The organism is Ruegeria sp. CDSC054, assembly GCF_059610645.1.
On record NZ_JBXWOA010000007.1, the window covers coordinates 104,973 to 124,217 of the forward strand.

The following is a 19,245-nucleotide window of genomic DNA, read 5'->3' on the forward strand; positions in this document are numbered from 1 at the left end:
TGGCCTCAGGTGATGGCTTCCAGCTTTTCCTTGCTTAGGTCGCCGGGCACAATTGTGATCGGAATCGGCAGGCTGCCCGAGTTTTTGGTCAGCTGCGTCACCAGGGGGCCAGGCCCTTTCTTTTCGATGCCAGCACCCAGGACCAGAACGCCGATGTCCGGGTCTGACTGGACATGTTCGATGATCTGAGGGACGGGTTCGCCTTCACGAATGGACAACTCGGGGTCGATCCCTTGTTTGTCGCGCATCCATTTGGCGAAAACTTCGTAATGCGCATGGATGCGTTCGCGCGCCTCTTCGCGCATGGTTTCGGCCACACCGATCCAGTGATTGAATTCATCGGGTGGGATGACGGACAGGATCGTTACCCCTCCACCGGTATGGGCTGCACGCATTGCAGCAAAACGCATCGCGTTAAGGCATTCGCGGCTGTCATCCAGAATGACTAGAAACTTACGCATGGGTGTCCTCGTGTATTTAGGGGGATCATGCCCGACCAAATGCGGGCTGGCAACACGGCGTATGACTACCGAGTGCTTGCAGCCCAGTCCCAATAGAGCGCGCGCGCGCGGCGTGCAATCGGTCCGACCTGATATTGAGTGTCCTCCAACGCCGTGACGGGGGTTATTTTGTTCATGTTACCGGTCATAAACACCTCGTCCGCCTTATGAAAATCTTCAAAGCTGAGGACGGATTCGTGGACCGTCACGCCGTCGGCGCGCAGGTTTTTGATATGTCGCGCTCGGGTGATTCCGGCCAGAAAAGTTCCATTGGGCGTAGGGGTGAAGACCTCGCCATCGCGAACCATGAAGATGTTTGCGGTGGCGGTTTCCGCCACATGACCCAAGGCGTCCGCAACCAGTGCGTTCGAGAACCCTTTGGACCTGGCCTCTTTCAGCATTCGGGCGTTGTTGGGATACAGGCATCCGGCCTTGGCATTCACAACGGCTGATTCCAGAACCGGTCGGCGGAATCGCGTGGTGGTCAGCGTGACCGAAGCTGTTTCCGGTGCCATTGGTATCTCTTCCAGACAGATAGCAAAGCCGGTGCTGTCCTGCTGAGGCACAATGGCCGTGGCATCACCGTCGATGCCCCAATACATCGGTCGAATATAGACGGCGGAACCTTTGGCATAGCCATCCAGCCCTTCGCGGACGATCTCGACCATCTGTTCGGTCGTCACGGTAGGAGTCAGCAAAAGCGCCTCGGCCGAGCGGTTGACCCGTTCGCAATGGGCCACCAGATCCGGGGTAAGCCCGTCAAAAAATCGCGCGCCGTCAAAGACCGAAGATCCCAGCCAAGCGCCATGGTCTGCCGCCCGCATGATCGGGGCGTCCCCGTTGTGCCACTGACCATCAAAATAGGTGCGGATATTTTTGCCGACTGCCATGACGCCCTCCTTTGCCCTTGGGGCAACCTAGGAAGGCGTCACGGGAAGGTCCAGCGCAATCAGCCTTGTTTTGCGCCAACCATACCCACGATGTCGTAGGTCTGTTGCAGGATCGGGGCCGCTATCGCCCGCGCCTTTTCCGCGCCGCGTGCGAGAATCCGGTCAATCTCGGCCTCTTCACCCATCAGGCGCGCCATCTCGGTTGAGATCGGCGACAGTTTGGCGACCGCCAGCTCGGCCAGCATCGGTTTGAATTCACCGAATTGCTTGCCGCCGACTTCGGCCAGAACCTGTTCCGCCGTTTGATCGCTGAGCGCGGCGTAGATGTTGACCAGATTGCGGGCCTCGGGGCGTTCGGACAGACCATCGGTTTCTGAAGGCAGCGCATCCGGGTCAGTCTTGGCCTTGCGGATTTTCTTGGCGATCGCGTCGGCATCGTCGGTCATATTGATCCGGGTCATGTCGGACGGGTCCGAAGATGACATTTTACGAGAGCCGTCGCGCAGGTTCATCACACGTGGCGCGGGGCCGCCGATGACCGGTTCGGTCACCGGGAAGAACTCCACGCCGTAGTCATGGTTGAACTTGATGGCGATGTCGCGGGTCAGTTCCAGATGCTGTTTCTGGTCTTCGCCCACCGGCACATGTGTCGCGTGGTAGGTCAGGATATCCGCCGCCATTAGCGCCGGATAGGCGAACAAACCCAATGAGGCGTTCTGTGCGTTCTTGCCCGCCTTGTCCTTGAACTGAGTCATCCGCTGCATCCAGCCCATGCGGGCGATACAATTGAAAATCCACGCCAGCTGCGTGTGCTCGGCCACTTGGCTCTGATTGAACAGGATGGACTTTTCGGGGTCCAGACCGGCGGCAATGAAACCGGCGCAGACTTCGCGGGTCTTTTCGCGCAGACGGGCAGGGTCTTGCCAGACGGTGATCGCGTGCAGGTCGACCATGCAGTAAATGGTCTCGAAATTTTCGCCCTGCATATCCACAAAACGCTTGAGCGCACCCAGATAGTTACCAAGGTGCAGGTTTCCCGAAGGCTGGATGCCGGAAAACACGCGCGGCGTGAACTTGGTTTCGGTCATCGAAGGGAACTCCCGTCTGGAAAAATCAGCCCCCGTCGCTTACCCATGAGGCCAAGGGACGTCAACAGCCGCGAAAGGCCAGCCCAATGAGCAGTGAGCATTATACACCCGCCGTAAACCCCTTGCCGCCCGTTGTGGTGGCGTTGGTCCTGTTCATCATGGGGATCGAATTGGCGTTTACGCTGGGTGCACGTGGTCTTGTGGGTGGGCCATCAGCGGTAGGTTGGCGGTTGGATGCCCTGCAGAATTACACCTTTTCCCCGGATATCTTTCACTGGATGATCGAGAATGGCCGTTGGCCGTTTGAACATGTGATCCGTTTCGTGACCTATCCGTTCGTATCGGGCAGTTTTACCCAGGCGGTTTTTGTCAGCGTCTTCGTTCTGGCCATGGGCAAAATGGTGGCCGAAGTGTTCGGTGGCCTGCAGATGCTGATCATTTTCGTTTTGTCTGGGGTTGGCGGCGCGTTGGTTTATGCGCTGCTGCTGAACCCAAATTACCCGCTGGTCGGAGGGTTCCCGCCGGTCTATGGCCTGATCGGTGCGTTCACGTGGTTGCTGTGGCGCAAGTTGTCACTGGTCGGTGAAAACCAGTCCCGTGCCTTCAGCCTGATCGCGGTTTTGATGGGCATCCAGCTGGTGTTTGGGCTTTTGTTTGGCGGCACGTCCGATTGGGTTGCCGATCTGGGCGGATTTGCCACCGGTTTCGGGCTGTCGTTTTTCCTGGCACCCGGCGGATGGGCGCGGATCGTGGGACGTATTCGCCGCGACTGATCAGGATCGGCGCAACGCTTTTCTGAACTCGGACAGTTCGAACGCTTTGAAGAGGTGACCGAGGAAGAAATAGGCGGCTGCTGCAAATATGATCAGGACAAGCAGCGCCAGATAACGCCAGCCTGGCAGCTGGAACGTCCAACCAAAGACATACAGCGCCGCATACAGAACCACACCCATACCTAAAGAGGCGGCTACAATCCGCCATGCGCGGCGCTTGAAGCGGTCATCCAACTCCGCCTCATCGCCAAAACGCCGCGCCCCTATAGCCAGCAGAACGACCATGGCCCAGCCCGCAGTCGAGGCCGCGATCGCAGGTGCGATCCATCCGACCAACGGGTAAAGGCCAAAGGCCAGCCCAGCATTGATGATCATCGCAACCACGGCATAGCGAAACGGAGAGCGAGTGTCTTCGCGCGCGAAGAACAACGGTTGCAGAAGTTTTTGTATCATGAAAGCGGGCAGACCGACGCCATAGATAGCTACGGCCAAGGCAGTGGCTGCCGTGTCCTCGGGGCTGAACTGGCCACGTTCGAACAGGACCGACACAAGAGGTATTGGAATGATCAGAAAGGCAACAGTGGACGGCAGGGTCAGCAGCAGTGTGAACTCTCCGGCGCGGGAATAAGCATTGCGCGCACCGTCTTTGTCCCCTGCGCGCAGGCGCCGTGACAGATCGGGCAGCAGGACGATTCCCACCGCAATGCCGACGACGCCTAAGGGAAGTTGATACAGCCGGTCTGCAGCGAACAGCCAACTGACGGCCTTTTCGGTTTTGGACGCGACCAGCTGGCCAACAACCAGATTGACCTGTGTTACACCCATCGCCAGGGCGGCGGGTACTGCAATGCGAACCATGCGCCGCATTTCCGGGTTGAGCTTGGGCAATCCGGGGCGAATGCGAATACCCGCACGCTCAGTCGCCACCCAGACCAGCGTCAGTTGCGCGACTCCTGCCAGCGGAATGACAGTGATCAGCCACCGGATCACTTCGCCGCCGGACAACGCGCCTGCGATCAACGCAGTGCAAGCAAAAATATTCAGCAAGACAGGCGCAGCGGCGGCGGCAGCAAATCGACCGGTGGCGTTCAGAACGCCGGAAAACAGTGCGGCCAACGACATGAACAGGATATAGGGAAAAACGACGTAACCATAGTCGACGGCCATGTCGAAGCGTTCATCGCCATAGAACCCTTCGGCGGTCAGCCAGACAAGTCCAGGCATGAAAACCATCGCCAATCCAACCAGTGCCAAAACAGCCGCCGCCAGCAGGTTGAAGGCATCCTGAGCAAACCCTTCGGCGTCTTCTTCGCCTTCCAGTCGTTTCGAGAACATTGGCACAAAAGCGGCGTTAAAGGCCCCTTCGGCAAAGAAGCGGCGAAACATGTTGGGTAGGCGGAAAGCGGCGACAAAGGCGTCCATCACCGGACCGGGCCCGATATAGGCGGTTAGCAGAATCTCTCGGAGAAATCCCAAAATTCGACTGGCCAGAGTCCAGAATCCGACCGTGAACAGGCCTGAAAACAAACGGATCTGTTTCATGAGATTGCGCGCTCCGCACCTTCGGTGATGGCTTTGCGCAGCTTGGTCTCAAGACCGCGTTGTTTGCTTTCGGAATGGTATTTCAGGCCGAACATGTCCTTGACGTAAAACGTATCGACAACCTGTTCACCATAGGTCGCGATCACGGCGTTGGCGATATAGACATTGGCCGCCGCCAGCGTTCTGGTCAGGTCATACAACAGGCCCGGGCGGTCGCGTGTATCAACCTCGATGATGGTGTAGATCTCGGACCCGTCATTATCGAAGATGATATGGGTCGGCACATTGAAGGCGCGTTCGCGTTTCTTGATCTTGTCGCGCGATTTCAGAGCGTCACGCGCCACGACTTCGCCCTTGAGCGTCTTTTGGATCATCTGTGTCAGTCGCGGTAATCGGCTGTCCTCAAAAGGGTGGCCCTCGGCATCCTGAATCCAGAACGCATCGGTGACGTACCCGTCCTTGGTGGTATAGCTACGGGCGTCGACCACGTTGGCCCCAACCAACGCAAGCGCGCCGGCGATGCGGGCGAAAATCCCTGGATGGTCTGCCATGGCAAAACACGCGCGGGTAGCGTCGCGATAGTCATCCGGGTGCAGGTGAATTTCCATCGCGCCGGGGTCGCCGCTGTGTTCTAGAGCGCGTAGCATTTTCGCGAACTCAATATGTGTAGACAGGTTCAGGCCCTGCCAGTAGGGCGCATAGTGTCGTCCTGTTTCGGCCTTCAGGTCAGCCTTCGACCAATTGTCAAGCGCCGAACGCAGCGCCTTTTTGGCTTCTGCGCCACGGTTGGCCCGGTTCAGGTCTTCCATACCGGTTTCAAGCGCCCGTTTGGTTTCAGCGTGCAAGGCGCGCAGCAGGGTGGCCTTCCAGTTGTTCCAGGTGTTGGGCCCAACGCCGCGAATATCACACACGGTCAGAACCGTGAGCAGATCCAACCGTTTGACCGTCTTAACCGCCTTGGCAAAATCGCGCACGGTGCGCGGGTCCGAGATGTCGCGTTTCTGCGCCATGTCGGACATCAACAGGTGATATCGCACCAGCCATTCCACGGTTTCAGAGTCTGATTTGTTCAGACCCAACCGTGGAGCAACCTTGCGTGCGATCTGAGCGCCCAGAATCGAGTGATCTTCGGGTCGCCCCTTGGCGATATCGTGCAGCAGCAAGGCCACATAGAGGACCTTGCGATTAACCCCGCGTTTCAGGATCGATGAGGCCAGCGGCAGCGATTCAACCAGTTCACCGCGTTCAATCTGGGCCAGGTTGACGATGGTCTGGATCGTGTGCTCGTCCACTGTATAGCTGTGATACATGTTGAACTGCATCATCGCCACGATGTGTTCGAACTCTGGCAAAAACGCCGACAATACTCCCAATTCGTTCATACGGCGCAGGGCGCGTTCCGGGTTGCCGTGTTTCAGCATCAGGTCCAGAAAAATGCGCTGCGCCTCTTTGTTTTGGCGCATGTCGTCGTCGATGAGGTTTAGGTTGGCTGTCACCAGCCGCATCGCATCCGGGTGGATCAGCATGCCAGTGCGAAGACCTTCCTCGAACAGACGCAGAAGGTTCAGCTTGTCGGACAGAAACTTCTTGGCGTCCGCTACATCCAAGCGACCGTGAACGACCTTGTACCCTGCTTTGACACGCGGTCGGCGCCGAAAGATGCGTTCCAGTAGGGCGGCACCTTTCACGTGTGACGCTTCGAGTTTGGTCAGGAAGATCCGGGTCAGTTCACCAACGCGCGTTGCCTCGCGGAAATAGCGTTGCATGAACACTTCAACAGCCCGTCGTCCGGCCCTGTCTTCATAACCCATACGGTCGGCAACCTCGACCTGCAGGTCGAAGGTCAGTTGTTCTGTCGCACGACCGGTCAGCAGATGCAGATGAGAGCGTACAGCCCACAGAAACTCTTCGGCCTCTACAAAGGTGTCGAATTCCTCGGGTTCAAACAGGCCCAGAGGGACCAGTTCAGCCACGTCCTGAACGCCATAGATGTACTTTGCAATCCAGTAGAGCGATTGAAGATCGCGCAGCCCACCCTTGCCTTCTTTTACGTTGGGCTCGACCATATAGCGCTCGCCCTGTTTGTGGTGGCGCTCGTCACGTTCCTGCAGCTTGGCCTCGATGAATTGACGCTCGCTGCCCTTGAACAGCTCGGTTTTCAGGCGGCTATCAAGCTCTTCGGCAAGGGCCGCGTCGCCAGCCAGGTAACGCTGCTCCAGCATGGCGGTGCGGATGGTGAAATCCTCGGTGCCCAGTCGCAGACAATCCTTGATCGTTCGGGATGAATGGCCAACCTTCAGGCGCAGATCCCAAAGCATGTAGAGCATGGACTCGATGACACTCTCAGCCCAGGCGGTGATCTTGTACGGGGTCAGAAATAGCAGATCGACGTCCGAGGCCGGGGCCATTTCGCCGCGGCCATATCCACCAACAGCAAGAACCGCAATCTTTTCGCCCTGCGTCGGCGTTGCCAGTCGATGCAGATAGGTGCTGGCCACCTGCATTGCTGTGCAGACCAACCCGTCGGTAAGATAGGTGTAGGACCGTGTCAAAGGTCTGGCGTCAAAGGGGCGTTTAGCGAAGGCATCCGCAATGGTCTTGCGCCCAGCCTTTTGGGCATCGCGCAGGATGCGCACGGTTTCATTCCGCCGCGCGGCATTGTCCTTAATATTTTCAAAGGCTTCCGACAGTTGCGCCAGGATGGCGGTACTGTCGAAAATTTCATCGGCCGCGCAGATCAGCTCACCCTTGGGGGTGAGTGTCAGCACCGGCTGATCAGAAACCGGCGCCAGAGAAGCTTTGAGGGGCGGAGTCAATCACTACTACCTGTTTGTTCTGGATCGTGGCAACGGCCAGACCGCGTTCATTCGTACCGTCGGACCGAAGGCGGAAGATGCCACCAACGCCTTGGAATCCGGCGTTCTGGGTCAGGGCTGACGTGGTCAACGCATCGGATTTGCCCTGGCTGACCAAAGCCGCAATTGCTGCAATGCCGTCATAGGCCAGACCACTGATCGGGTGCGGAGCCTCGCCATAGGTGTTGTTATACCGCTGGCGGTATGCCTGCGCCTTTGCCGGGTCGGGCAGGGCGAACCAGCCCCCTTGAACACCTGGCAGTTCTAACGTCTGTGCCGGTATGTCCCAGCGCGTCAGGCCGAGGAATTGGGTGGTGGCCGACGACACACCAGCTTCTGGCAACAGTTGCGAATATAGCGGCAGCGCACCAGCTGTCGTCGCTGTCAGAAACACCGAATCTGCACCGGCAGCATCCACGGTTGCCTTGATCGTCGGAACCGAGTTGATGACGCCTTGCTGGGACCGGTCATAACCAATCGTACCAGCATTCGCTACGCGGCTGCCGGCAAGCGCAGTTGCAATCGCCGATTGACCAAGCTGCCCGGCTGCATCGTTGCTGTGGACGATGACCATGCTGGTCTTGCCTTGTGATCCGGCAAAGTTGACCAAACGGTTAGCCGTATTCTGAAAGGTCGGGCCCAGAACAAAGACGTTGCCACCTGCAATGCTGGTATTGTTCGAGAAGGATAGCACGTTGACCTTGTTGTTTAGCACAGCGAGACCTGCCGAGTTTGCTGCCTGCGCGTAAACCGGGCCAATGATGATCTTCGCCCCATCCGCGACGGCTTGTTGCGCCACTGTCGCGGCCGTGTTCGAGCTGCCCCGCGTGTCGTAAACACGTAGGTCTATCGTAACATTCTGCAAATCGGCCATCGCCAGACGCGCTGCGTTCTCAAGGCTCCGTGCAAGTTGAGCGTCGCCCGAATTTCCCGATCCCGCCGGAACCAATAGTGCGACCGGAACGGGTTTCGACGTGTTAATGGATGGGCCTCCACCAAGGCCGCCGGGCTCACATGCAGCGAGGAATGCGGCGGCTGCCAGGATCGCGGCGGATTTCGCCAGCTTGCGAACGGGCTTGCAAACGGTAAACATCTAAATGAAAACTCCCTGTCCCGGCGGCTTGGGGTACCACCAATCTGTTATGCCGCGATAATAAACGTCACGCTGTGAGGGTCCAGCTTTGAATTTCCAAAAAGTAAGATTGGGCGCTGGCCTGTATTTTGTTGCCACTCCGATCGGGGCGGCGCGCGATATCACGCTTAGAGCGCTGGATGTGCTCGCTTCGGCGGATGTCATCGCCGCCGAAGACACGCGCAGCTTGCGCCGGTTGATGGAAATTCACGGAGTCCCGCTGGATGGGCGGCGAATCCTGGCCTATCACGATCACAGCGGCGTAGGCGCGCGCGGCAAAATCCTTGATGCGTTGCAGGACGGGAAGTCTGTCGCTTATGCCTCCGAGGCCGGAATGCCGCTGATTGCCGATCCGGGATACGATTTGGGGAAGCAGACCGCAGAAGCGGGTCATACGGTGACCTGTGCACCGGGACCGTCAGCGGCGCTGATGGCGCTGACACTGGCCGGGCTGCCGACAGATGCGTTCTTTTTTGCGGGCTTTTTGCCGAACGCGACCGGCGCGCGCCGGTCGCGGATCGAGGCATTGCGGGACGTGCCGGGCACATTAGTGTTTTACGAATCTCCGAAACGCGTGGCGGCGTGCTTGTCGGATCTTGCAACCGTGCTGGGCAATGACCGTCAGGCCGCAATCTGCCGCGAGTTGACGAAGAAATTCGAAGAAGTTCGTCGCGGGACGTTGGAAGAACTGGCGGCCGACCTGCAAGGGCAGACAGTCAAAGGTGAAATTGTTCTGCTCGTGGACCGCGGACATTCGGAAACTGTTAACGAATCTGACGTAGAAGAGGCGTTGAAACGAGCCTTAGAAACCCATTCGGTTCGCGACGCGGCCGATCTGGTATCAGAGATGTACAAGCTGCCACGCCGCCCGATCTATCAGAAGGCTCTGAAATTGGGAAAGGGATGACATGGCCGCACGATCCGTTCGAAGTTCGGTGTCTTTTCATGCCGGGCAGGCTGCGGAGCAGCAGGTTGCATCAAATTACGAACAACGCGGCTATTCCATCCTAAATCGCCGCTGGCGCGGCGCCGGTGGGGAGATCGATCTTATTGCGCGCGACGCTCGCGGAGTTGTCTTTGTCGAGGTTAAGAAAAGCATCAGTTTCGATGCGGCCGCCGCCCGGATCAATCGCCGCCAGATGGATCGCATCTGCGCATCTGCGGCCCAATTCCTGGAAACCGAACCAGACGGGCAATTGACCAATGTGCGGTTTGACGCGGCTTTGGTGGATGCCTCGGGCGCCGTTCAAATTATCGAAAACGCCTTCGGTTTAACCTGATCCCCATTGAACCCCCGACGTGGCTGGGCCATGTATCTGGCGTGAAACTGAGGGACACGCCATGAAAATCGCCTTTCAGATGGACCCGATCGGGGCCGTGGATATCAATGCCGACAGCTCATTCCGTCTGGCCGAAGAGGCGCAGGCGCGCGGACACTCGCTGTTTTTCTACAGCCCGGATCAGCTAGCCTATCAAGAGGGGCGGATCACCGCACGCGGTCAGGACATGAAAGTTCAGCGCGTGGCAGGCAATCCGGCTGAACTTGGCCCGGAACATGAAGTGGACCTGGCAGAGTTCGACGTGATCTGGCTGCGTCAGGACCCGCCGTTTGACATGCATTACATCACATCGACCCACCTGCTGGACCGTCTTAAGGGCCAGGTGTTGGTTGTGAATGATCCGTTCTGGGTACGGAACTACCCCGAGAAACTGCTGGTTCTGGATTTCCCGGAATTGACCCCGCCGACAACAATTGCGCGCGACCTGCAGACCATCAAGACGTTCAAGGAAAAGCACGGCGACGTCATCCTCAAACCGCTTTATGGAAACGGTGGTGCAGGAGTTTTCCGACTGGATGCGAATGATCGCAACTTGACCTCATTGCATGAACTGTTCACCGGATTCTCGCGTGAGCCTTTGATTGTTCAGAAATTCCTGCCGGATGTCAGCAATGGCGATAAGCGTGTGATTCTGGTCGATGGTGACGCAGTCGGTGCGATCAACCGCGTACCGGCCGCGGGCGAAACGCGTTCGAATATGCATGTGGGCGGTCGCCCTGAGAAAATCGGCCTGTCTGAGCGCGATTTGGAAATTTGTGCCGCGATTGGACCGTTGCTGAAAGAAAAAGGCCAGATCTTTGTGGGTATCGATGTGATCGGCGACTACCTGACAGAGATCAACGTGACCTCGCCGACCGGCATTCAGGAACTTGAGCGGTTTAACGGCGTGAACGTCGCTGAAAAGATCTGGCAGGCGATTGAGGCCAAGCTTTAAGACGCGGCCTTGGCGCTGATACGAAAGCTGAGCGCCTCGGCAATGTGAGGGCGCCGGACATCCGGTGCCCCGTCCAGATCAGCGATGGTACGCGCCACACGCAGGATTCGGTGAAAGGCGCGGGCAGACAGGCCAAATCGCTCGGCTGCCTTCAGCAACAGGTCTTTGCCTTCAGCATCCGGGGCAGCGATTTCATCCAGCAATTTACCCTCGACATCGGCGTTCTGACGGGTGGACAGTGTATCGCAAAACCGCTCTGCCTGAATCGACCAGGCTTGTTCGACGCGCGCGGCAACGGTGGCGGAACCGTCACCCGAGGGTGGTAGGTCCAGATCGGTGAATCTGACCGGGGGCACCTCAATCCGCAAATCAAACCGGTCCATCAGCGGCCCGGAGATTCGGCTCAGATAATCCTCTCCGCAAACAGGTGCGCGGGAACAAGCGCGCCCGGGATCGGTCAGGTACCCGCATTTGCAGGGGTTTGCCGCCGCGACCAGCATGAACCGGCAGGGGTATTTCACATGGGCATTTGCACGCGCGACCATGACCTCTCCAGTTTCAATCGGCTGGCGTAGTGTCTCCAGAACCGTGCGCGGAAATTCCGGGAACTCGTCCATGAACAGAACGCCGTTGTGGGCCAGCGAAATCTCGCCCGGCTTTGCCCCCCTGCCGCCACCAACGATCGCAGCCATGGACGCCGTGTGATGAGGTTCGCGAAACGGGCGGCTGCGACTGATTCCGCCTTCGTCCAAGAGCCCGCACAGAGATTGGATCATTGAGGTTTCCAAGGCCTCTGCTGGCGTGAGCGGCGGCAAAATTCCGGGCAGCCTAGCAGCCAGCATAGATTTCCCTGATCCGGGCGTGCCGGTCATGATCAGATGATGTCGCCCGGCCGCGGCGATTTCCAAGGCGCGTTTGGCGCGCTCTTGCCCTTTGACGTCGCGCAGATCCCTCGCGCTGGGCTCAAGTGTAACTTCGCCGGGTTGCGCGGCGGGCAGAGGGGACTGGCCCGAGAAATGCCGCACCACGTCCCCAAGCGACCCAGCCCCGATGACCTGCGTCGCATCGACCCAAGCAGCCTCGGCGCTTGACGCGCGCGGGCAAAGCAAAGCGCGATCCTCTGCTGCAGCGGTCATTGCGGCAGGCAAGGCGCCAACAACAGGTACCAGAGAGCCGTCCAGAGACAGTTCGCCCAGCGACACCGACCCTTCGGCGGCGTCCCGAGGAATGATCTCTAACGCAGATAGCAGCGCGACCGCGATGGGCAGGTCGAAATGGCTGCCTTCCTTGGGCAGGTCGGCGGGTGACAGGTTGATCGTGATCCGTTTCGACGGCAATGCGATGGCCATGGAACTTAACGCGCTGCGGACGCGGTCCCGCGCTTCGGACACAGCTTTGTCGGGCAATCCTACGATGGAAAAGGCGGGCAATCCCGGCGAGACGGCGCATTGCACCTCGACCGGGCGGGCATCAACCCCTTGAAAAGCAACGGTATGGGCGCGGGCAACCATGAATGACCTTTTTGGTTAACAGGTCGTTGCTGCCACGGTCGCGGTTTAAGAATCGTTAACAACGCGGGTCATTTCGGTGAATTTCGGCCAGGCTCCGGGATCAGCGACAGTTTTGTCACGGCAGAACGAATTACAGAACCCCCAGCGTTGGCCGTCGAGTTCAAGAACTGCAGTAATGGCTTTGCCGGAATAGGGGCAGGTGTCATTGATTGACGTCGTGCCATTAACCGCCTTTGCCTGCGACGTGCCGCCGATTGGCCAAGGTTCTGATTGCAGATCCATTGGGTAGGGAAATGGGTCGTATTCGACCGTCAGTCCCATCGCACGCCATTGGCGGATGGGTCCATCTGACAGCAACTCAAGACAGTATTCGCGATTGGCATTAGACACGGGCAAGCCGTAGCCGATGATCCGCGCCGCGACTGGTGTGTAGACCACGTCAGCCAGCGAATAGCGACCGAACAAAGGACCGGTATTCGCGCCTGACACATCACGGGCATGAGCCCACAAGGTCTCGATCCTTGCCAGATCGGTGCGCGTCTCAGACGAGGGAACGAACCCTTGCCAACACTGTTTGAGTTGCATCGGACACTGTCCGCGCAATGCGCCAAATCCAGCTACCATTTCCGCGCAAAGCCATCGCGCGGTGGCGCGCGCGGCAGGATCTTCGGGCCACAACCCGGCTTCCGGATGCAACTCGGCCAGCGTTTCCGCCATCGCCAGACTTTCCCCAACCACGGTGCCGTCAGGCAATCGCAGGGCAGGGACAAGGCGGGCAGGGGCGAGGGGTTTCATATCCTCGGCCATGGTGCCCGAATAAAGGCCGATCATATGGGAACGATAGGGCAGACCGAACTTTTCCAGCATCAGCCAGCCACGCATGGACCAGCTGGAAAACAAGCGGTCTCCGATAAACAAATCATAAGTCATACGGGAAGGATGGCGTGGCCGACCCGTTCAGTAAATCAGTGATTTGTGCGCGGTTGCATCACGGAAGATGATTGATCCGCCCAACGGACCAGTGTTTTCCGTTGTGCGTGATTTCGGTAACCGAAAGGTTGTCGATGCGATGGCTAAAAGCCTCTTGCGCGTCGACGTCCAGCGCCCTTTGGACCTGTGTCAGGATCACGCCAAAATGCGCTACGACCACGATATCGCACCCGCTGTGTTGCGTGATCAGTTCGTCAACGGCTGCGTTGACGCGTCCGCGAACCTCGTTCCAGCTTTCCCCGTTGGTGGGGCGTACGTCGCCGGGGTTGTCCCAATATGCGAATGCAAGCTCGGGGTCTTCGGCCTCGATCTCTTTGAAGGCACGCAACTCCCACGTGCCGAAATTGATTTCGCGCAGCGCGGGTCGATGCGGTAGTCGCTGGCGGCGGCCCTGTATGGCCGAGGCGGTATCTGCGGCCCGGCTCAGATCAGAGGAAACAACAAGTGCCTTTGCGGGTAGGTGATCATGCAAGCGGGCAACGGCTGCGCGGTCGCTCAGATCGGCGGGAAGGTCGGACCAACCGACCATCGTTTTGGCATGAGTTGGGCCATGACGCACAAGATGCAGACGTGTCAATCCACTTGTCCCTTCAATACAATTGGCAATCCGGCCGTTACCTGCACCACCAGATCGGCCTCGGCGGCCAATGCGATGTTCAGCCGTCCCTGCGCTTCGCGAAACCGGCGGGACAGCGCGTTGTCAGGGACGATCCCTTGTCCAACCTCGTTCGAGACGATGACGACCTGTGCGGAACACAGGCGTAGCGATTGTAAAAGCGCGCTTTGCGTCTGTTCCAGATCGTTTTCTGCAAGCAGGTGATTGGTCAGCCACATGGTGGCACAGTCGATCAGACAGACAGAGTTCGGGGGCAAATCCGCCAATGTCGGGCCAAGGTCAAACGGTGCCTCGATCGTCTTCCAGTCTTCGCCCCGTTGGGAAACATGGCGCTGGACCTTATCTTGCATCTCGTCATCAAACACTTGTGATGTTGCAAGATAAACCCTCTTTTTTCCTGATGAAACAACAAGATGTTCGGCAAAAGCCGACTTGCCCGAGGCCGCGCCGCCCAACACAAAGGTTAAATCCGGACTCACGATAATTACCTTCCATGTGATCCACCCGGTTTTGTTTTGCGTATCGTTCATAGGTCGGCAAAGCAACCCCGGCCCGCGCCTGTGAAAAGGGGAGATTTCAATGGCACTGGACAATGCGAACGACTTCTCGATGTCCCGGAGGGCAATGAAAGCCGAGCTTCTGGACGCGGAAACCGAATTAAAGTTGGCATATGCGTGGCGGGACGACCGCGATGAACAGGCCCTTCACCGATTGATCACGGCCTATATGCGGCTGGCCATTTCGATGGCGGCCAAGTTCAAACGCTATGGGGCGCCGATGAATGATCTGATCCAGGAAGCCGGGTTAGGCTTGATGAAAGCCGCCGACAAGTTCGACCCCGATCGGGGCGTGCGGTTTTCGACTTATGCGGTCTGGTGGATCAAGGCGAGCATTCAGGACTATGTGATGCGCAACTGGTCAATGGTGCGCACCGGGTCCACGTCTTCGCAAAAATCCCTGTTCTTCAACATGCGACGTGTGCAGGCCCGGCTAGAGCGTGAGGCCGCGTCCGATGGCATGGATCTTGACCGTCATCAATTGCATCAGATGATTGCCGCAGAGATCGGCGTTCCGCTGCGGGACGTGGAAATGATGGAAGGTCGTTTGTCCGGCTCCGATTTCTCGTTAAATGCCGTTCAATCGGCAGATGAAGACGGCCGGGAATGGATCGACGCGCTGGAAGATGAGCGCGAACAAGCCGCTGAAGCTGTCGAAAACAGTCACGATACCCAGCAATTGCGTGAATGGCTGGTGACGGCAATGCAGGCTTTGAATGATCGCGAGAGGTTCATTGTCCGCGAACGCAAGCTGCGCGAACCCGCCCGAACGCTGGAAAGCCTAGGGCAGGAACTTAGCCTGTCCAAAGAACGCGTGCGTCAGCTTGAGGCTGCGGCTTTTGTGAAAATGCGCAAGAACCTTGAAGCCCAATCGCGTGAGGTGCAACACTTCATCGCATGAAACATCTTGCGATTCTGCTTTGTGTACTGGTGGTTATGGCCAACTCTGGCCATGCCGATGAGTTGATACCCGACGACGCTGTGTCTGCGATGACGTCTGCGGACGTCGTCATATTAGGCGAAATTCACGACAACCCGCAGCACCACATAATTCAGGCCGAGGCGTTGAAGGCCATCAATCCCTCGGCGGTTGTCTGGGAAATGGTGACTGAAGAAGGTGCTCAGAGATTGGCGGACAAGGCCATTTCCGATCCGGAAGAGCTTGCCAGAATTCTGAAGTGGCTCGAATCCGGTTGGCCGCCGCTTAGCATGTACTACCCGGTCTTTCAGGCCTCAGACGCGCCGGTTTACGGTGCCATGGTTCCGCGTGCGGCGGCCCGAGCGGCTATGGAACGCGGCGCTGCGACGGCCCTAGGCGCAGATGCTGCGCGATATGGTCTGACCGTCCCCTTGCCACGGGATGAGCAGGCGGCGCGCGAAGCCGATCAGCTGGCCGCCCATTGCAATGCGATACCCGAAACCGCCTTGTCGCAACTGGTCGCAATCCAACGGTTGCGGGATGCGGTTCTAACAAGGGCCATATTGCGCGCGGCGGCTGATACCGGCGGACCTGTTGCAGTGATCACTGGCAATGGTCATGCCCGTAAGGACAGAGGGATTCCAACCTTTCTGTCCCGGCTACGCCCCGGTTTAAAAGTTTTCGTGCTGGGTCAGTCCGAGGATGGCGTCATCGACGGTGAGTTCGACGCTGTGATCGACAGCCCCGGCATCGAACGTGAAGACCCTTGTCTGGCGTTTGAGACACAGAATTAACCGCTGGAACTGTCCGTTGGCCTTGCCTAATGTCGGGCCGACCGGGACGGGAAGGGCACAATATGCTGGCATCGAAACGCATTCTTCTAATCATCGGCGCTGGAATCGCGGCCTATAAGTCGCTGGATCTGATCCGGCGGCTTAAAGAACGTGGTGCTTCGGTAACACCGGTTCTAACAGGCGCGGCAGAAGAGTTCGTAACCCCGCTGTCGGTCTCGGCGCTGGCTGGAGAGAAGGTTTATCGCGATCTGTTCGACCTGACGGATGAGGCCGAGATGGGCCATATTCAGCTGTCGAGGTCCGCCGACCTTATCGTGGTCGCACCGGCAACGGCGGACATGATGGGAAAGATGGCGGCTGGGCTGGCCAACGATCTGGCCTCGACGCTGCTGATGGCGACAGATACCCCGGTTTTGTGCGCTCCGGCGATGAACGTTCGCATGTGGGATCACCCGTCAACACAGCGCAACCTCAAGCAATTGCAAGAAGATGGCATCCGGTTTGTCGGACCCAATGAGGGTGACATGGCTTGTGGAGAGTACGGCCCAGGTCGAATGTCGGAGCCTCTTGAGATTGTGGCCGCGGTCGAGGCGCAACTTGGCAACGGTCCGCTAAAGGGCAAGCGCATTCTGGTCACCTCCGGCCCGACACATGAACCGATCGACCCTGTGCGCTACATCGCCAACCGGTCCTCGGGCGCGCAGGGCACCGCGGTGGCACGGGCGTTGTCTGCGCTGGGCGCTGATGTGGTTTTTGTTACCGGCCCTGCCGATGTTTCGCCGCCCGAAGGTGTGCAGGTGATCCGCGTGGAAACCGCGCAGCAGATGTCTGACGCGGTCGACGCTGCACTGCCGGTAGATGCGGGTGTGTTTGCTGCTGCGGTTGCGGATTGGCGCATGGCGGCTGCTTCGGACAAGAAGCTTAAGAAAAGCCGCGATGGTCTTCCGGTGCTTGAGTTTGCTGAGAACCCAGACATCCTCAAACGCGTGTCTAGGCTGGATGCGGGGCGGCCGACGTTGGTAGTTGGCTTTGCCGCAGAAACTGACAACGTGCTTGAACACGCGACCGCAAAACGTGCGCGAAAAGGTTGTGATTGGATCGTCGCCAATGATGTCAGCCCGGCGACCGGCATCATGGGGGGCTCGGAAAACGCGGTTACCCTGATCTCGGACGATGGGGCTGAAGAATGGCCGCGTATGGGCAAGGATGCCGTGGCGCAACGTCTGGCGCAAAAGATCGCCGACGCTTTGGCAAGCTGAACAAGAGGTGCAGTGATGGTAGCAATTCGTGTGATCCGCGAAGACGGGGCTGATCCGGCCATCGCTTTGCCGTCTTATGAAACGACCGGAGCGGCGGGGGCGGACGTCCGGGCAAACCTGCCCGATGGCGCGCCTATCACGCTGGCGCCGGGACAACGCGCCTTGGTCCCCACGGGGTTACGGATCGAGATCCCAAACGGGTACGAGGTGCAGGTTCGACCCCGGTCTGGCCTTGCGCTGAAACACGGGATTACCCTGCCTAATACGCCCGGCACGATCGACAGTGACTATCGCGGCCCGCTGGGGGTGATTCTGCTGAACGCCGGTCAGGAAAGTTTTGAGATTGCGCATGGTGAACGCATCGCGCAACTGGTCGTCGCCCCAGTCGTGCAGGCTGCGTTTGAACCCGTTGAGGTGCTCAGCGACACAGATCGCGGCGCAGGCGGTTTTGGCTCGACTGGACGCGGTTGATGCTTCTAGTTCTGATCCTTGCCGGTGCTCTGTGGGGCATTGGGTACGTAGCGGGGGTGTCCCGAACTGCTCGCTCCGTGTCGGTCAGCGTTTTGCTGATCGGAGTACTTGTTATCCAACTGACGTTGCCGGGTGGGCACCCGCTGCGCGAGGCAACCGGCGGGTCTGCGGCATTGTGGTTGATCCTGGGGGGCGCAGCGGTTTTGGTATTGAGCTATGGCAAGGTGCTCAAAACGCTGCGCAACCGTGCCGCGCCACAGCCAGCCGAGGAAACCGCGATGCAGTCTGACAAGTTCTCTGAGATCGAGTTGGAGCGGTATGCCCGCCACATCGTCCTACGCGAACTGGGCGGGCCGGGGCAGAAAAAGATGAAACAGGCCCGTGTGCTGGTGATCGGCGCGGGCGGTCTTGGTGCGCCTGCATTGCAGTATCTTGCGGCGGCTGGGGTGGGCACCATCGGCGTGATCGACGACGATATTGTTGAAAACGCCAATCTGCAGCGGCAGGTGATCCATCGCGACGCCGATATCGGGATGCCTAAAGTTTTCTCGGCCCAGCAGGCCATGCAGGCCCAGAACCCAAACGTCGTTGTCCTGCCTTACCATCGCCGCCTGACCGATGAAATCGCAGCGGACCTGTTCGACGATTTTGACCTGATCCTCGACGGGACCGACAATTTCGACACACGCTATTTGGCCAATCGCACTGCGGTGGCGCTGGGTAAACCGCTGATTTCGGGTGCTCTGTCACAATGGGAAGGCCAACTGAGCGTCTTTGACCCGGCCAACGGTGCCCCGTGTTATCAGTGTATCTTCCCCGAGGCCCCGGCTCCTGGCTTGGCCCCATCGTGTGCCGAGGCCGGTGTCATTGGCCCGTTGCCCGGCGTGGTGGGCTCGATGATGGCGGTTGAGGCGATCAAAGTAATCACGGGCGCCGGGCAGGCGCTGCGCGCCGAAATGCTGATCTATGACGCGCTTTATGGCGAAAGCCGCAAGATCACACTGACCCGACGCTCAGATTGCCCCATATGCGGAGCAGAAGACGCTTAGGGCAATCGTCGCGCCAGCATTGCAG

19 protein-coding genes are annotated in these 19,245 nt (G+C 58.6%); 9 read left to right on the forward strand and 10 right to left on the reverse strand.

Features of this window, described 5'->3' with window-relative positions; translation table 11 throughout:
* Positions 1-5: 5 nt before the first annotated feature.
* The 3 genes from AC2FGC_RS14840 to trpS all read right to left on the reverse strand — a co-directional run bounded on the left by AC2FGC_RS14840 (position 6) and on the right by trpS (position 2,478).
* Positions 6-461, reverse strand: a complete 456-nt coding sequence (locus AC2FGC_RS14840; protein WP_113792095.1) for a universal stress protein — start codon at positions 459-461, stop codon at positions 6-8.
* Between the two features lie 65 nt (positions 462-526).
* Positions 527-1,390 (reverse strand): branched-chain amino acid aminotransferase, encoded by an 864-nt coding sequence (locus AC2FGC_RS14845; RefSeq protein ID WP_496725855.1) that lies wholly within the window; start codon positions 1,388-1,390, stop codon positions 527-529.
* Positions 1,391-1,449: 59 nt separating this feature from the next.
* On the reverse strand, positions 1,450-2,478 hold the full coding sequence (trpS, locus tag AC2FGC_RS14850) for a tryptophan--tRNA ligase (RefSeq protein ID WP_496782711.1): 1,029 nt from the start codon (positions 2,476-2,478) through the stop codon (positions 1,450-1,452).
* 86 nt (positions 2,479-2,564) lie between these two features.
* On the opposite strand from trpS, the gene AC2FGC_RS14855 reads away from it, so the two are divergent.
* Entirely contained in the window at positions 2,565-3,251 is a 687-nt protein-coding gene (locus AC2FGC_RS14855; protein WP_496782713.1) for a rhomboid family intramembrane serine protease, read from the forward strand.
* Here AC2FGC_RS14855 and murJ read toward each other — a convergent pair whose 3' ends face one another.
* Genes murJ through AC2FGC_RS14870 form a run of 3 tightly spaced genes read right to left on the reverse strand, consistent with a single transcriptional unit; the run spans position 3,252 to position 8,741 of the window.
* Positions 3,252-4,793 carry a murein biosynthesis integral membrane protein MurJ gene (gene murJ, locus AC2FGC_RS14860; protein ID WP_496782718.1) on the reverse strand — a complete coding sequence of 514 codons (1,542 nt, stop codon included), beginning with the start codon at positions 4,791-4,793 and terminating at the stop codon, positions 3,252-3,254.
* Positions 4,790-7,609 (reverse strand): [protein-PII] uridylyltransferase, encoded by a 2,820-nt coding sequence (locus AC2FGC_RS14865; protein ID WP_496725859.1) that lies wholly within the window; start codon positions 7,607-7,609, stop codon positions 4,790-4,792. The genes murJ and AC2FGC_RS14865 overlap by 4 nt, the downstream gene beginning before the upstream one ends.
* Entirely contained in the window at positions 7,569-8,741 is a 1,173-nt protein-coding gene (locus AC2FGC_RS14870; protein ID WP_496725860.1) for a penicillin-binding protein activator, read from the reverse strand. Before AC2FGC_RS14870 ends, AC2FGC_RS14865 begins: the two co-directional genes overlap by 41 nt.
* A gap of 88 nt (positions 8,742-8,829) precedes the next feature.
* On the opposite strand from AC2FGC_RS14870, the gene rsmI reads away from it, so the two are divergent.
* From rsmI to gshB, 3 genes are all read left to right on the forward strand, one after another.
* Complete coding sequence (rsmI, locus tag AC2FGC_RS14875) at positions 8,830-9,687, forward strand: 16S rRNA (cytidine(1402)-2'-O)-methyltransferase (RefSeq protein ID WP_496725861.1); 858 nt, start codon at positions 8,830-8,832, stop codon at positions 9,685-9,687.
* Position 9,688: 1 nt separating this feature from the next.
* Positions 9,689-10,060, forward strand: coding sequence for a YraN family protein (locus AC2FGC_RS14880; protein WP_496725862.1), 372 nt, complete (start codon positions 9,689-9,691; stop codon positions 10,058-10,060).
* Positions 10,061-10,121: 61 nt separating this feature from the next.
* Positions 10,122-11,054 carry a glutathione synthase gene (gshB, locus tag AC2FGC_RS14885; protein ID WP_496725863.1) on the forward strand — a complete coding sequence of 311 codons (933 nt, stop codon included), beginning with the start codon at positions 10,122-10,124 and terminating at the stop codon, positions 11,052-11,054.
* On the opposite strand, the gene AC2FGC_RS14890 is transcribed toward gshB, so the two are convergent.
* From AC2FGC_RS14890 to cobU, 4 genes are read right to left on the reverse strand one after another with little or no spacing between them, the layout of a single operon-like run.
* Positions 11,051-12,565: a YifB family Mg chelatase-like AAA ATPase gene (locus AC2FGC_RS14890; protein ID WP_496725864.1), complete on the reverse strand. Its 1,515-nt coding sequence runs from the start codon at positions 12,563-12,565 to the stop codon at positions 11,051-11,053. The two genes, gshB and AC2FGC_RS14890, sit on opposite strands and share 4 nt — an antisense overlap.
* Before the next feature lie 45 nt (positions 12,566-12,610).
* Positions 12,611-13,495, reverse strand: coding sequence for a glutathione S-transferase (locus AC2FGC_RS14895; protein ID WP_496725865.1), 885 nt, complete (start codon positions 13,493-13,495; stop codon positions 12,611-12,613).
* A gap of 58 nt (positions 13,496-13,553) precedes the next feature.
* Entirely contained in the window at positions 13,554-14,132 is a 579-nt protein-coding gene (locus tag AC2FGC_RS14900) for a histidine phosphatase family protein (protein ID WP_496725866.1), read from the reverse strand.
* A complete protein-coding gene (cobU, locus tag AC2FGC_RS14905) occupies positions 14,129-14,650 on the reverse strand; it encodes a bifunctional adenosylcobinamide kinase/adenosylcobinamide-phosphate guanylyltransferase (RefSeq protein ID WP_496782720.1) in 522 nt (173 codons plus the stop codon). The genes AC2FGC_RS14900 and cobU overlap by 4 nt, the downstream gene beginning before the upstream one ends.
* Before the next feature lie 100 nt (positions 14,651-14,750).
* Between cobU and AC2FGC_RS14910 the strand changes: the two genes are divergently transcribed.
* The 5 genes from AC2FGC_RS14910 to AC2FGC_RS14930 all read left to right on the forward strand — a co-directional run bounded on the left by AC2FGC_RS14910 (position 14,751) and on the right by AC2FGC_RS14930 (position 19,220).
* Positions 14,751-15,629 (forward strand): RNA polymerase factor sigma-32, encoded by an 879-nt coding sequence (locus tag AC2FGC_RS14910; protein ID WP_058273490.1) that lies wholly within the window; start codon positions 14,751-14,753, stop codon positions 15,627-15,629.
* A complete protein-coding gene (locus AC2FGC_RS14915) occupies positions 15,626-16,441 on the forward strand; it encodes a ChaN family lipoprotein (protein WP_496725868.1) in 816 nt (271 codons plus the stop codon). The genes AC2FGC_RS14910 and AC2FGC_RS14915 overlap by 4 nt, the downstream gene beginning before the upstream one ends.
* 62 nt (positions 16,442-16,503) lie before the next feature.
* A complete protein-coding gene (gene coaBC / locus AC2FGC_RS14920; protein ID WP_496725869.1) occupies positions 16,504-17,700 on the forward strand; it encodes a bifunctional phosphopantothenoylcysteine decarboxylase/phosphopantothenate--cysteine ligase CoaBC in 1,197 nt (398 codons plus the stop codon).
* Positions 17,701-17,715: 15 nt separating this feature from the next.
* The gene (dut, locus tag AC2FGC_RS14925) at positions 17,716-18,171 is read left to right on the forward strand and encodes a dUTP diphosphatase (protein ID WP_496725870.1); all 456 of its coding nucleotides are present in this window, start codon (positions 17,716-17,718) and stop codon (positions 18,169-18,171) included.
* Positions 18,171-19,220: a HesA/MoeB/ThiF family protein gene (locus tag AC2FGC_RS14930; protein ID WP_496725871.1), complete on the forward strand. Its 1,050-nt coding sequence runs from the start codon at positions 18,171-18,173 to the stop codon at positions 19,218-19,220. The genes dut and AC2FGC_RS14930 overlap by 1 nt, the downstream gene beginning before the upstream one ends.
* Positions 19,221-19,245: the final 25 nt, after the last annotated feature.